Genomic DNA, 12,748 nt, shown 5'->3' with positions numbered 1-12,748 from the left:
ACCTCGTTGAAAACCTAAGCAGCCGTGATGGCTCAACAGATTCTAAAGCTGCGCTTCGATCGCCGCCTTGTCGATGACCGACCAGACGTTCCTGATCCGGTCGTCGAGAAACTCATAAAACACGTTCTCGCTGAACGAGACCTTTTTGCCGTTGATGGGCAAGTCGAAAAAGGTCCCCTTCGGCGTGCAGTTGAACTGAAGGCGGCTGGCGATGAACGGTGGCTCGGCAATCAGCAGCTGGACGTCGAAATAGAGGTCCGGAATTTCCCGAAAATCCCGTTCCAGCATGGCGCGGTAGCCTGACAGGCCGACCCGGTCGCCATTATAGTGCACCTCGTCATGGACGAAGCGATGCAGCCTTTGCCAATCCTGATTGTTGAGGCAGTCGATATAGCCTCGGTAGAGGTCGGTTTGGGTCACGGCATCGGCTCCGGGTTCGTCAGATCCGGCAGGAAGATAGAACGACCGTGGGGACAGTCCAGATGGAGCGGGACTATTCCCTGTACCGCAGCGCATCGACCAGCAGCGAGAAGGCCGGCGTCGCCTGGCGGCGGCTGGGGTAATAAAGGTGGTAGCCGGGGAAGGGCGGGCACCAGTCGGCCAGCACCCGCACCAGCCGGCCGTCGGCCAATTGGGCCTTCACCTGGTCCTCCGGCAGATAGGCAAGGCCGAGGCCTGCCAGCACGGCATTCATGCGCAGCCCTGCCGTGTTGAAGATCAACTGGCCCTCGACGCGCACTTTCAGCTCGCGCCCGGCCTTTTCGAATTCCCAGGCATAGAGCCCGCCATAGGTCGGCAGGCGCAAATTGATGCAATTGTGGGTGGTCAGGTCCTGCGGCGTGCGCGGCTTGGGCCGCCGGGCGAGATAGGCCGGCGAGCCGACCACGGCCATGCGCATGTCGGGGCCGATGCGAACCGCGATCATGTCGTGCGCCACCTGTTCGCCAAGCCGCACGCCGGCATCATAGCGCTCGGCGACGATGTCGGTCAGGCCGTAATCGACGATGATCTCGATCCTTATGTCGGGATAGTCGGGCAAAAGCCTTGATATCGCCGGCCACAGCACTGCGTCGGCCGCGTGCTCGCCGGCGGTGATGCGGATGGTGCCGGCGGGCTTTTCGCGCAAGGCGCTCAACGCAGCGAGTTCGGCCTCGATCTCGTCAAGCCTCGGGCCGACGGAGCGCACCAGGCGCTCGCCGGCCTCGGTGGGCGACACGCTGCGCGTGGTGCGGGTGAGCAACCGCACGCCCAGCCGCTCCTCCAGCGCGCGCACCGTGTGGCTGAGCGCCGATTGCGACACGCCAAGCTGTGCCGCCGCCCTGGTGAAGCTTTTTTCGCGCGCAACCGCAAGGAAGGCGGTGAGCTCGTTGAGATTGTCTCGCGGCATTGATGAGCCTGTCTCATAAGTACATGCCGGATATAGCACCTAATCCAGGCCAATCGCAGCCGCTACATAATCGCCATCACATAGATTTCAGCATAGGCGGCTGCCCGAACCCGGCGGCCCAGGACGCCGGCGGCAATGTCCTGCCCGGCATCGAGAATGGAAAAGACCATGGATATCAGGCGAAGCGGCTCGCAGGCCTCCGCGAAAGGCCCCGCCGAATATTTCACCGGCACGGTGCGCGTCGACGCGCCCTTCAAGGGCAGCGAACCGGCCCGCGTCGGTGGCGCCATCGTGACATTCGAGCCCGGCGCGCGCACCGCCTGGCACACGCATCCGCTCGGACAGACGCTGATCGTGCTGTCGGGAGCCGGCCTGGTCCAGCGCGAGGGCGGACCGATCGAGCCGATCCGTCCTGGCGACATCGTCTGGTTCGCGCCCGGCGAGAAGCACTGGCATGGCGCGGCGCCGGCGACGGCGATGAGCCACATCGCCATCGCCGAAGCCCTCGACGGCAAGGTCGTCGACTGGATGGAGCACGTCACCGACGAGCAATACGGGGCTTGAACAAGCGTCCGCGCTTTGCGGCCGAACCGACATACCGACGAAGGAAATCGCAATGACCGATACACCAGTACCGCACAGGAATCCGTTCTCCGATATCGCGCCCGCGCTCGGCAAATATACCGACGAGGTGCTGTTCGGTGACGTCTGGAAGCGCCCCGGCCTCTCCCCGCGCGACCGCAGCCTCGTCACCGTCAGCAGCCTGATCTCGGGCTACCGGATCAATGAGATGCCTTTCCACATGAAGCGGGCGCTCGACAATGGCGTCACCCCAGACGAACTCATCGAAACCATCACTCATCTTGCCTTCTACGCCGGATGGCCTGTTGCAAGCACGGCGATCGGCATTGCCCGCAAGGTTTTCGACCAGGCCGACGCCGAGAAAAAGGAATAGGAAAATGCCTTGGTCGAAGGACGAACTCGAAAGGATCGCGGCAACCGACGATCTGCATATTTCGCCTTTGCGCGATGACGGCGTGACCCTGGGCACGCCGACCTGGATCTGGTCGGTCGTTGCCGACGGTGCGCTTTACGTGCGCGGTTACAACGGCCAGCAGTCACGCTGGTACCAGGCCGCGATCAGGCAGAAGGCCGGACGCATCACGGCCGCCGGCTTGACCAGGGCCGTCGCCTTCGAAGCAGTCGAGTGAACCGTCAACGCCCGCATCGATGACGCCTACCGGGCGAAATACGCAGCCAGCTCTTATCTCGCGCCGATGATCGCGGCGCACGCCCGCGCCGCCACGGTGCGGATCACCCCGAAGGAGAATTGAAATGCAAAAGCGCACACTTGGAACAAGCGGCCTCGAAGTCTCGGCCATCGGGCTCGGCTGCATGGGCATCAGCCAGTCCTACGGGGCACCGATGGCGACGCCGGATGCCGTCCGCCTGATCCGTTCCGCGTTCGAGCGTGGCATCACCTTCTTCGACACCGCGGAGGTCTATGGACCTTTCGCGAACGAGGAGGTCGTCGGCGAGGCGCTGCAGCCGATCCGCGACCAGGTGGTGATCGCCACCAAATTCGGCATCGACATTGCCGGCACGGCCGGACATCAAGGCATGGACAGCCGGCCGCGGCATATTCGCGACGTCGTCGAGGCCTCGCTCAAGCGGCTGAGGACAGATCGCATCGATCTCCTCTACCAGCACCGCGTCGATCCGGTCGTGCCGATCGAGGATGTAGCGGGCACGGTCAAGGACCTGATCAGCCAAGGCAAGGTCAAGCATTTCGGCCTCTCCGAGGCGGGTGTGCGCACCATCCGGCGCGCCCATGCGGTGCAGCCGGTCGCGGCCCTGCAAAGTGAGTACTCGCTGTGGTGGCGTGAGCCCGAGGAGGCGATCCTGCCCGTGCTCGAGGAACTGGGCATCGGTTTCGTGCCCTTCAGCCCGCTGGGCAAGGGTTTCCTCACCGGGGCCATCAACGCCAACACGACGTTCGACAGCAGCGACTTCCGCAACACCGTTCCGCGCTTCGCGGAGGAGGCCAGCAAAGCCAACCAGGCGCTGGTCGATGCGATCGTCGCGATCGCGGGCGAGAAGAAGGTGACCCCGGCACAGGTCGCGCTCGCCTGGCTGCTGGCGCAAAAACCATGGATCGTTCCGATCCCGGGGACGACAAAGCTCAATCGCCTCGAGGAGAACATCGGATCGTGCGACGTTACGCTGACGGCGGACGATCTTGCCGACATCGAGAACGCGGTTTCGGCGATTGCCGTGCAGAGCGAGCGCTATTCGCCGCAACAGGCGGCGAGGATCGATCGCTGACGCGTATCAGAAAGGAAAATCATCATGACTGAGAACATCAAGGGCAAGGTCGTCGTCATCACCGGTGCCAGCAGCGGGCTGGGCGAAGCCGCCGCGCGGCTTTTGGCGAAAGAGGGTGCGAAGCTGGTGCTGGGCGCGCGCCGCCTCGACCGGCTTGAGGCACTGGCCGGCGAGTTGTCGCTGGGCAAGGATGCCGTCCTGGCAACCGACGTGACCGATGTCGGCCAGGTCCGGCGGCTCGTCGACCATGCGGTGAAGATGCATGGCCGCGTCGACGTCATCATCAACAATGCCGGCCTGATGCCGCACTCGCCGCTGGAGCGCGGCAAGGTCGAGGACTGGGACCGGATGATCGACGTCAACATCAAGGGCGTGCTCTACGGCATAGCCGCCGCCTTGCCGCATATGAAGGCGCAGAAGAGCGGCCATATCATCAACGTGTCTTCGGTGGCCGGCCACAAGGTCGGGCCGGGCGGTGCGGTCTATGCCGCCACCAAGCACGCGGTGCGCATCATCTCCGAAGGGCTGCGGCAGGAGGTAAAACCCTACAATATCCGCACCACCATCATCTCGCCCGGTGCCGTGGCGACGGAGCTGCCCGACAGCGTCACCGAGGCGGATGTCGCGGCGGGCGTGCGCGCGCTCTACGACCGGGTGGCCATCCCCGCCGATTCCTTCGCCAGGACGGTGGTGTTCGCCATGAGCCAGCCCGACGAGGTGGATATCAACGAGATCCTGTTTAGGCCGACAGCGCAGGAGTATTAGGGCGCGGCAGGGACGTTTGACGCTCGCTCGCATTGAAGCGCCGCACGCCTTTGGTGATTGGCGCAAACGTCCAACACTTCGTCATCCACGGGCGGAGCAGCCGCGCAGCGGCGTCGCGGAGACCCGAGGATCCATGCCGCGACCGTGCTGACGGGTGCAGCGGAGCAGAATTCTGCACCGCCGCGACGCTTCCGAGTCCCGGCATGGATCCTCGGGTCTGCGCCGCGTCGCTTCGCTCCTTGCTCCGCCCGTGGATGACGAAGTCGCGGGCTTGGGACAATTCCTAAACCTTGACAGCCGTACGCTTCCTGCTCCAGCCTGCCGCCATGTTCGCCCTCGCGCCCACCAACACCAACCGACGCCGCCGCCCATCGCGGAGCGGCAAGCTGATTGCGCGACGACGAAGGCCGGCAGGATAGATCCGGTTCGTTCGTTTCCAGCCCCGCCCGTGACAACGCCGGCGGGGTTTTTCATGTCTGGAGTCTTGTGATGACAAATAATTCCATCCGGTTTCGGCCGGCCGGGCCCGCTGACGCCGCCGCGATCCGGGACATTGTGCGATCGGCCTATGCCAAATGGGTGCCGGTGATCGGCCGCGAGCCGCTGCCCATGCGCGCCGACTACGACAAGGCCGTTGCCGAGCATCCGTTCGATCTTGCAATCGCGGACGGCCGCGTCGTCGGCATGATCGAAACCGTGCTGGCCGACGATCACCTGTGGATCGAGAATGTCTGCGTCGCGCCGGAGGCGCAGGGCAGGGGCATCGGCCGGCTGTTGCTGGAGCGGGCCGAACAGAAGGCGCTCGAAGCCGGTCGCCCGGAGCTGCGCCTGCTGACCAATGCTGCCTTCGCCGACAATGTGTCGTTGTACAAATGGCACGGCTATGTGATCGACCGGGAGGAGCCGTTCATGGGCGGCATGACGGTTTATATGAGCAAGAGGCTCGCGGGCTGATATGAGGGAGATTGGCAGCTTTGGCGCTGGCTTTCCTCCCGCGACGTTGGAGATTGGCGAAGGCCGCGGTTGTAGCCAATCTCCCCCCAAGTGGGGGAGATGTCCGGCAGGACAGAGGGGGGCGCGAAGGAACTCGACTGTGGTTTCTTGGCGTTCGGGATAAGTGCCACAGTCCGAAGTCCGACGACGGCATGCTGCACTCTGGCTCAATCACTGGCGTGCTGGCTCAACCACTTCGGGGGTTGCGTTTGACAGCGGCGTTTGCGCATCGTTATCTCTAGCTGGATATCACGGCCGGAACGGCCTGCGGCACCCCCAAGGAGAAAACCATGTCACACAATCTGCAGTTCTATATCGATGGCGCGTGGGTCGATCCTGTTGTGCCCAACACGCTCGATGTCATCGATCCCTCGAACGAGGATGCCTTCGCGCAGATCTCGCTCGGCTCCAAGGCCGATGTCGACAAGGCGGTGGCCGCCGCCAAGCGCGCCTTCAATACATTCGGCTTCACCTCGGTCGAAGAGCGGCTCGACATCCTGAACCGCGTCATCGAGGTCTACAAGAAGCGCTCCAAGGACCTGGCGCTCGCCGTATCGCGCGAGATGGGCGCGCCGCGCCAGATGGCGCTTGACAGCCAGGTCGGCATTGGCCTTGCACATCTGCAGAAGATGGCCGAGACGCTGAAGACCTTCCAGTTTCGCCACGTCAAGGGCAGCGCGCTGATCGTCAAGGAGCCGATCGGCGTCGTCGGCCTGATCACGCCGTGGAACTGGCCGCTGAACCAGATCACCTGCAAGGTCGGCCCGGCGCTTGCCGCCGGCTGCACCATGGTGCTGAAGCCGTCCGAAATCGCGCCGCTCGACGCCATCATCTTCGCCGAGATCATCGACGAGGCGGGCGTGCCGAAGGGCGTGTTCAACCTCGTCAACGGCGATGGCCCCGGCGTTGGCCAGGCGCTGTCCAGCCACCCCGACGTGGACATGATGTCGTTCACCGGTTCGACCCGGGCCGGCATATTGGTGGCCAAGGCCGCCGCCGACACGGTCAAGCGCGTGCACCAGGAGCTTGGCGGCAAGTCGGCCAACATCCTGTTCCCGGATGTCGACCTCGCAACCGCGGTCACCAAGGGCGTCGCCGGCTGCTTCGGCAACTCAGGCCAGTCCTGCAACGCGCCGACCCGCATGTTCGTGCCGCGCGACCGTCATGACGAGGCTGCCGGTTATGCCAAGGCAGCGGCGGAAAAGTTCACCGTTGGCCCGGCCGACGGCGCCAACACCAAGCTTGGCCCTGTCGTCAGCCAGATCCAGTTCGACAAGATCCAGGACCTGATCCAGAGCGGCATCGACGAGGGTGCGACGCTGGTCGCCGGCGGCCCCGGCCGCCCGGCCGAACTGAACCGCGGCTACTATATCAGGCCGACCGTGTTCGCCGACGTCACCCACGACATGCGTATCGCGCGCGAAGAAATCTTCGGGCCGGTGCTGGCGATCCTGCCCTATGATACGGTCGAACAGGCGGTCGAGCAGGCCAACGACACCGTCTACGGCCTTGCCTCCTACATCCAGGCCAAGGACATCCAGAAGGCCCGCGACGTGGCGGCACGCATGCGCTCCGGCAATGTCTACATCAACTACCCGACCTGGGACGCCGGGCTGCCCTTCGGCGGCTACAAGCAGTCGGGCAACGGCCGCGAATACGCCGAATACGGGCTCGAGGATTTCCTCGAGATCAAGGGCATCGCGGGGTACGAAGCGGCTGAGTAATGCCGATACAGCGCGCCGCTCATGCGGCGCGCTGATCTTGCTACATGGGTGCAGTGGAGCTGATTTCCGAAGTCGGTGCTGTCAATTTAGGTTCTCGTCACGCGTTCGAAACGAAGCGATCGCGTGGCGCTTCTCTCTTCTTCTTGCCAATTGGCAAATGCATGCTATATCTCTGCCAATAGCAGGGTGAGCAACATGCAGCTTCAGTCGATCGTCACAACGCCGGCCACGGTCGGCAGCGCCATCTCGGATGAGGAGGCGGGCGCCCTGGCGCGCACAACGGTCAATTTGTTCAAGGCGTGGGGCCTTACCGACCTCGAGGCCTGCATCCTGCTCGGCGGCATGTCGGCACGGACCTGGGCTCGCTGGAAGGAGGGCGGCATCGGGCGGATCGACCGCGACCTGCGCACCCGCATGGCGCATCTGATGGGCATCCACAAGGGCCTGCGCTATCTCTTCACCGAGCCGGCGCGCGGCTATGCCTGGATCCGCAAGCCCAATGCCACTTTCGGCGGCCAGTCGGCGCTCGACCTGATGCTGCGCGGCGAAATCTCCGACCTTGCCGCCATGCGCGAATGGCTCGATGCGGAGCGTGGTGCATGGTGAGTGGGGTCGCGGTCCGGCGCCGCGTCCACTGGCCCCAGACTTTTCGCATCATCCGCTCCATCCATCCGCCGATCGACCTGTTCGAGGACATTGCCGATCCGCGCGACTGGGAGGCGCTGGCTTCCGTCGAGGAGAAGACCAATCCGCGCATCAGGCTTGAGATCGGCGACCTCGGCAAGGTGGCGGCGGCAAGGCGGGTGTCCGGCCCCGGCGCCAGCTTCGTCATGGCGCCCTTCGTGCATTGTTCGACACTGCGGCCCGGGCGCTTCTCGGATGGCAGCTACGGCCTCTATTATGCCGGCGACAGCGAGGATGTGGCGCTGGCCGAAACCATCCACCATCACCAGAATTTCATGCGCGCCACCAAGGAGGATCCGGGCTGGACGGCTGACTTTCGCGTGCTGATCGGCAGCGTCGACCGCGACCTCGATGACGTCAACGCCGTGCCCGGCGTGCTCGAACCGAACGACTACACCGCCTCGCAGGCGGAGGGGCAGGCGCTGCGGGCGCAAGGCAGCGACGGGCTTCTCTGGAACAGCGTGCGCATGCCCGGGGGCCAATGCATCGGCATCTTCTGGCCTGACGTCATCCCTGTCCCGGTGCAGGGCCGGCATTACAGCTACCACTGGGACGGTGCGCGCGTCGACTTCGTGCGCCAGCACGATACCGGCAAGGTGCTGGCGGTCACCTGACGGGATGGCGGCGCGTTCGCCGCGGAGGCCGGCGCCCGGCGGCGCCATTTCCGGTTTCGTGCCCTGGCCGGAGATCAACATGCTGTGATTGTCGTAAATAATGGCATGGATTTCCTGCCATATCGCCTCCGCCCGATCTATATATCGGTTGAGATCGATGCGAGGTGAAGATGGACCGCGACATCATATTGAAGGCGCTGGCGCATCCGGTTCGACGCGATGTCCTGGCGTGGCTGAAGGAGCCTGAGAAGCACTTCACCGCGCAGGAGCATCCGCTCGAAATGGGCGTCTGCGCCAGCCAGTTCGAACGTTGCGGCCTGGCGCAGTCCACCGTGTCGGCGCATCTGGCGACGCTTGCGTCGGCCGGCCTCGTTACCACGCGGCGGGTCGGCCAATGGGTGTTCTACAAGCGCAACGAAGAAACCATCGCCGCCTTTCAGGCCGCCTTGTCCGATCTCTGACGATCCTCCCCGCTTCCTCCCCCCGAATGCATGAAAGGCATTTTCTCATGGCTACCCTTTTTGATCCCCTGCGGGTCGGCGACCTGGCGCTGGCGAACCGCATCGTCATGGCGCCGCTGACGCGCAATCGCTCGCCCAATGCGGTGCCCGGCGACCTGTCGGTGACCTATTACAGCCAGCGCGCCACGGCCGGGCTGATCGTGACGGAGGCCACCGCCATCAGCCATCAGGGCCAGGGCTACGCCAACGTGCCCGGCCTCTATGGCGCGGATCAGCTTGCCGGCTGGAAGCGCGTCACCGACGCCGTTCACAGGGGCGGCGGCAAGATCGTGGTCCAGCTCTGGCATGTCGGACGCATCTCGCACACCGCGTTGCAGCCCGGCGGCGGCAAGCCGGTGGCGCCGTCCGCGATCAGGGCAAACTCCAAGACTTTCCTGGTCAAGCCCGATGGCATCGGCGAGTTCGTCGAGACCTCCGAGCCGCGCGCGCTCGATGCGGCCGAACTCCCCGGCATCGTCGATGATTTTCGCCGCGCCGCCAAGGTGGCGATCGAGGTGGCGGGTTTCGACGGCGTCGAGATCCATGGCGCCAATGGCTATCTCATCGACCAGTTCCTGCGCTCCGGCACCAACCATCGCACCGATGATTATGGCGGCTCCATCGAGAACCGGACGCGCTTCCTGTTCGAGGTGGTCGACGCGGTGACGGGTGCTGTCGGTGCCGGCAGGACCGGGATCAGGCTGTCGCCGGTGACGCCCGCCAACGACACCTCGGATGCCGATCCGCAGCCGCTTTTCAACCACGCGGTGGCAGGCCTGGGCGGCCGCGGCCTGGCCTATGTCCATATCGTCGAAGGCGCGACCGGCGGCGCGCGCGATTTCAGCCAGGGCGACAAGCCGTTCGACTACGCAGAACTCAAGGCCAGCTATCGCAAGGCCGGCGGCACAGGCGCCTGGCTGGTGAACAATGGCTACGACAAGGAACTGGCCGAAAAGGCTGTCGCCGACGGCTATGCGGACCTTGTCGCGTTCGGCAAGCTGTTCATCGCCAATCCCGACCTCGTCAGCCGGCTGAAGCGCAATGCCGACCTGAACACCCCGGACAAGGCGACGTTCTATGGCGGTGATGCCAAGGGCTATACGGACTATCCGACGGCGGCCTGAGCCGTCGCCTGCCCACAAGAGAAGAGCAGCCCGCTCCCAATGGGGGCGGGCAATCGCATATGAGACTTCCCGAAGGTTTGCCCGGCACATACCCCACCCCTAACCCCTCCCCACAAGGGGGAGGGAGACACGCGCCGGCGCTGAACTCGGCAAACTGTAGAAGTTTCGACGCCAAAGCGTAGCGCGCGGCAGCGTTCCCTCCCCCCTTGTGGGGAGGGTTAGGGTGGGGGTCCTCTTCGTAAAAACTCATATGCAATTGCCCTGCCATGGGGCCGGCAGCCTCGCTGATCCGCGGCCGGATTGACATTCGGCCGCGACGACGTACAGACGCGATGCAAGGCAACGCTATTTTCGGATTGATATAACGTCTGCCGGTTCGAGGCAGAGGTTCGCGAGATGGCGCCAGCAAGAAAACCCGTGGTGATGATCTATGCGGCCGGCAGCCTGCGTCATGTGCTGCCGTCGCTGGTCTCGGCTTACCAGGCGATGACTGGCGTGACGGCCGAGACGCGGCTTGGCCCGGCCGGCCTGCTGCGCGAGCGCATCGAGGCGGGGGAGCGGCCCGATATCTTTCTCTCGGCAAGCTTTGCCCATCCGGCTCGTCTCGCCGAACTGAAGCTGGCGCGGCCGGCCGTGGTCTTTGCCCGCAACACAATGGCCGCCGCCGTGCGCCGCGATGCCGGCATCACCACCCAGAATCTTGTCGACCGGCTGCTCGATCCGGCGATCGGCATCGCCACCTCGACGCCGCTGAAGGATCCTTCGGGCGACTATGCCTGGGCGATCTTCCGGCGCATCGACCAGGCGCGGCCCGGCGGCTTCGCGCTGCTCGACGCCAAGGCGCAGAAGCTCGTTGGCGGCTCTGAAACGGCGAATATTCCCGGGCGCTACGACCCGATCGCGGCAGCACTCGCCGCCGGCACCGCCCATGTCTTCCTCGGCTATCGCACCGGCCTGAAAGGACTGGTGCAGGAGACCGAGGGCGTCGACATCGTGGACATTCCGGCGGCGGTGAATGTCGTGCCGGAATATGGGCTGGCGACGCTGGAAGGGAGTTCGCCGGCGGGACAGGCATTGGCGCTGTTTATCCTGTCGTCGGTCGGGCAGGGGATCTTGCGGGACTTCGGGTTTCTGCCGGTGGCTCTGCCGCAGGGGCTGTGACGCGGCCTCTCTTCCTTCTCCCCTTGTGGGAGAAGGTGACCTCGCGAAGCGAGGTCGGATGAGGGGTGCTCCAGGGAACACCAACGCCTCACTCCGCTGGAACACCCCTCAACCGTCTCGGCGCTGCGCGCCGATCCACCTTCTCCCACAAGGGGAGAAGGGGAGGCGCGCGATCGCCAGCCGAGATGAGCTTGCCGCGCTCAGCACCACGCTATATGCATGCGAACACATCGAATGCCCATCGAGAGGTCCCCAATGAATCTGCGCCTTGGCCGCGTGCTCGCCCTTGCCCTGATATCGTCGCTGCTGGCGCTGGCGCCAGTGATGGCCCGCACCATAACCGACCAGCTCAACCGCACGGTGACCGTGCCGGACAAGGTCGAGCGCATCGTCGTGCTGCAGCACCAGACGCTCGACATCCTGGTCGAACTTGGCGCCGCCGACAAAATCGTCGGCGTGCTGCGCACCTGGCCGAAGCTCATTCCCGGGCTCGACAAATACGCACCGCAGCTCACCGGCCTGCCGATGCCCGGCGATCTCTCGACGGCCAATGTCGAGGAAGTGCTGAAGCTGAAGCCCGATGTCGTCTTTGTCACCAATTATGCGCCGCCGGCGATGATCGAGCAGTTGTCGCAGGCCGGGCTGCCGGTGGTGGCGATCTCGCTGTCGAAAGGCGAAGGCGTGGAGGCGCCGAAACTCAATCCGACATTCGCCGATGACGATTTTGCCTATACGGAAGGCCTGAAGATCGGCGTTCAATTGATCGGTGACATCGTCGGCAAGCGCGAGCGAGCCGATCAGCTGCTCGACTATGCCTTTGCCCAGCGCAAGCAGGTGGAAGACCGCGTCGCCTCGATCCCGGATGCCGAGCGGGTGAAGCTCTATATGGCCAACCCGGACATGAACACCTACGGCTCGGGCAAATACACCGGCGTCATCATGAAGCGCTCCGGCGGCGTCAATGTCGCTTCCGGCGTGCGCGGCGCCACCAAGGTGTCGATGGAGGATGTGCTGGCCTGGAATCCGCAAGTGATCTTCGTGCAGGATCGCTACGCGCCGGTGGCCGACGAGATCAAGGCAGGCGCTGCCTGGCAGCATGTCGACGCGGTCGAGAACAAACGCATCTACATCACGCCCGAGTATGTGAAGCCCTGGGGCTATCCGCTGCCCGAAGCACTGGCGCTCGGCGAATTGTGGATGGCGAAGAAGCTTTATCCCGAGCGCTTCGCCGACATCGACATGCAGGAGCGGGCTGACGCGTATTATCAGCAGTTTTATGGGCAGGCTTATAGCGGGCCGAATTGAGAGCGAGTGGCGAGGCCAATCGTGACTGTCGCGCTGCCCCTCATTGCCCTGCCGGGCATTTCTCCCCGTATAGTGACGGGGAGAAAGACGCCCTTGTCCATGGCTTTGCCAATCACTTTCGTTGAAGGAAGGGCGCCGGCGACGGCACAGCTTCTTTCGCCCCGTT

At 64.4% G+C, this 12,748-nt stretch carries 14 protein-coding genes and 1 pseudogene; 13 read left to right on the top strand and 2 right to left on the bottom strand.

Going from position 1 to position 12,748, the window contains the following annotated elements:
* Nucleotides 1-42: 42 nt before the first annotated feature.
* Both FJ977_RS21230 and FJ977_RS21225 read right to left on the bottom strand, forming a co-directional pair.
* Nucleotides 43-420 (bottom strand): ester cyclase, encoded by a 378-nt coding sequence (locus tag FJ977_RS21230; RefSeq protein ID WP_181179994.1) that lies wholly within the window; start codon nucleotides 418-420, stop codon nucleotides 43-45.
* A 73-nt stretch (nucleotides 421-493) separates the two neighbouring features.
* Nucleotides 494-1,387 (bottom strand): LysR family transcriptional regulator, encoded by an 894-nt coding sequence (locus tag FJ977_RS21225; RefSeq protein WP_140774159.1) that lies wholly within the window; start codon nucleotides 1,385-1,387, stop codon nucleotides 494-496.
* Between the two features lie 168 nt (nucleotides 1,388-1,555).
* Here FJ977_RS21225 and FJ977_RS21220 point away from each other — a divergent pair, with 168 nt between their 5' ends.
* The 13 genes and pseudogenes from FJ977_RS21220 to FJ977_RS21150 all read left to right on the top strand — a co-directional run bounded on the left by FJ977_RS21220 (nucleotide 1,556) and on the right by FJ977_RS21150 (nucleotide 12,582).
* Nucleotides 1,556-1,951, top strand: coding sequence for a cupin domain-containing protein (locus FJ977_RS21220; RefSeq protein WP_140774158.1), 396 nt, complete (start codon nucleotides 1,556-1,558; stop codon nucleotides 1,949-1,951).
* Nucleotides 1,952-2,003: 52 nt separating this feature from the next.
* Complete coding sequence (locus FJ977_RS21215) at nucleotides 2,004-2,342, top strand: carboxymuconolactone decarboxylase family protein (RefSeq protein WP_140774157.1); 339 nt, start codon at nucleotides 2,004-2,006, stop codon at nucleotides 2,340-2,342.
* A 4-nt stretch (nucleotides 2,343-2,346) separates the two neighbouring features.
* A pseudogene (locus FJ977_RS21210) lies at nucleotides 2,347-2,721 on the top strand (DUF2255 family protein).
* Between the two features lies 1 nt (nucleotide 2,722).
* Nucleotides 2,723-3,712 (top strand): aldo/keto reductase, encoded by a 990-nt coding sequence (locus FJ977_RS21205; protein ID WP_140774156.1) that lies wholly within the window; start codon nucleotides 2,723-2,725, stop codon nucleotides 3,710-3,712.
* Nucleotides 3,713-3,736: 24 nt separating this feature from the next.
* A complete protein-coding gene (locus FJ977_RS21200) occupies nucleotides 3,737-4,477 on the top strand; it encodes an SDR family oxidoreductase (protein ID WP_140774155.1) in 741 nt (246 codons plus the stop codon).
* 486 nt (nucleotides 4,478-4,963) lie between these two features.
* On the top strand, nucleotides 4,964-5,431 hold the full coding sequence (locus FJ977_RS21195) for a GNAT family N-acetyltransferase (protein ID WP_210243860.1): 468 nt from the start codon (nucleotides 4,964-4,966) through the stop codon (nucleotides 5,429-5,431).
* Nucleotides 5,432-5,760: 329 nt separating this feature from the next.
* Complete coding sequence (locus tag FJ977_RS21185; protein WP_140774153.1) at nucleotides 5,761-7,194, top strand: aldehyde dehydrogenase family protein; 1,434 nt, start codon at nucleotides 5,761-5,763, stop codon at nucleotides 7,192-7,194.
* 195 nt (nucleotides 7,195-7,389) lie between these two features.
* Nucleotides 7,390-7,800, top strand: a complete 411-nt coding sequence (locus tag FJ977_RS21180; RefSeq protein WP_056570976.1) for an MbcA/ParS/Xre antitoxin family protein — start codon at nucleotides 7,390-7,392, stop codon at nucleotides 7,798-7,800.
* A complete protein-coding gene (locus FJ977_RS21175; RefSeq protein ID WP_140774152.1) occupies nucleotides 7,794-8,492 on the top strand; it encodes an RES family NAD+ phosphorylase in 699 nt (232 codons plus the stop codon). Before FJ977_RS21180 ends, FJ977_RS21175 begins: the two co-directional genes overlap by 7 nt.
* Before the next feature lie 170 nt (nucleotides 8,493-8,662).
* Complete coding sequence (locus tag FJ977_RS21170) at nucleotides 8,663-8,953, top strand: metalloregulator ArsR/SmtB family transcription factor (protein ID WP_140774151.1); 291 nt, start codon at nucleotides 8,663-8,665, stop codon at nucleotides 8,951-8,953.
* Between the two features lie 47 nt (nucleotides 8,954-9,000).
* Complete coding sequence (locus FJ977_RS21165; protein ID WP_140774150.1) at nucleotides 9,001-10,116, top strand: alkene reductase; 1,116 nt, start codon at nucleotides 9,001-9,003, stop codon at nucleotides 10,114-10,116.
* Between the two features lie 396 nt (nucleotides 10,117-10,512).
* On the top strand, nucleotides 10,513-11,277 hold the full coding sequence (locus tag FJ977_RS21155; protein WP_140774148.1) for a substrate-binding domain-containing protein: 765 nt from the start codon (nucleotides 10,513-10,515) through the stop codon (nucleotides 11,275-11,277).
* Nucleotides 11,278-11,532: 255 nt separating this feature from the next.
* Nucleotides 11,533-12,582 (top strand): ABC transporter substrate-binding protein, encoded by a 1,050-nt coding sequence (locus FJ977_RS21150; protein WP_140774147.1) that lies wholly within the window; start codon nucleotides 11,533-11,535, stop codon nucleotides 12,580-12,582.
* Nucleotides 12,583-12,748: the final 166 nt, after the last annotated feature.

The sequence above is a fragment of the Mesorhizobium sp. B2-1-3A genome, assembly GCF_006442655.1.
GTDB lineage: Bacteria > Pseudomonadota > Alphaproteobacteria > Rhizobiales > Rhizobiaceae > Mesorhizobium.
The sequence above is the reverse complement of the archived record's forward strand: the minus strand, read 5'-3'. Positions and strand labels throughout refer to the sequence as shown.

Bases quoted from the DNA above. Each gene is read 5' to 3' on its own strand.
- FJ977_RS21225 (WP_140774159.1), bottom strand. From the start codon at position 1,387: ATGCCGCGAGACAATCTCAACGAGCTCACCGCCTTCCTTGCGGTTGCG.
- FJ977_RS21220 (WP_140774158.1), top strand. From the start codon at position 1,556: ATGGATATCAGGCGAAGCGGCTCGCAGGCCTCCGCGAAAGGCCCCGCC.
- FJ977_RS21215 (WP_140774157.1), top strand. From the start codon at position 2,004: ATGACCGATACACCAGTACCGCACAGGAATCCGTTCTCCGATATCGCG.
- FJ977_RS21205 (WP_140774156.1), top strand. From the start codon at position 2,723: ATGCAAAAGCGCACACTTGGAACAAGCGGCCTCGAAGTCTCGGCCATC.
- FJ977_RS21200 (WP_140774155.1), top strand. From the start codon at position 3,737: ATGACTGAGAACATCAAGGGCAAGGTCGTCGTCATCACCGGTGCCAGC.
- FJ977_RS21185 (WP_140774153.1), top strand. From the start codon at position 5,761: ATGTCACACAATCTGCAGTTCTATATCGATGGCGCGTGGGTCGATCCT.
- FJ977_RS21180 (WP_056570976.1), top strand. From the start codon at position 7,390: ATGCAGCTTCAGTCGATCGTCACAACGCCGGCCACGGTCGGCAGCGCC.
- FJ977_RS21175 (WP_140774152.1), top strand. From the start codon at position 7,794: ATGGTGAGTGGGGTCGCGGTCCGGCGCCGCGTCCACTGGCCCCAGACT.
- FJ977_RS21170 (WP_140774151.1), top strand. From the start codon at position 8,663: ATGGACCGCGACATCATATTGAAGGCGCTGGCGCATCCGGTTCGACGC.
- FJ977_RS21165 (WP_140774150.1), top strand. From the start codon at position 9,001: ATGGCTACCCTTTTTGATCCCCTGCGGGTCGGCGACCTGGCGCTGGCG.
- FJ977_RS21155 (WP_140774148.1), top strand. From the start codon at position 10,513: ATGGCGCCAGCAAGAAAACCCGTGGTGATGATCTATGCGGCCGGCAGC.
- FJ977_RS21150 (WP_140774147.1), top strand. From the start codon at position 11,533: ATGAATCTGCGCCTTGGCCGCGTGCTCGCCCTTGCCCTGATATCGTCG.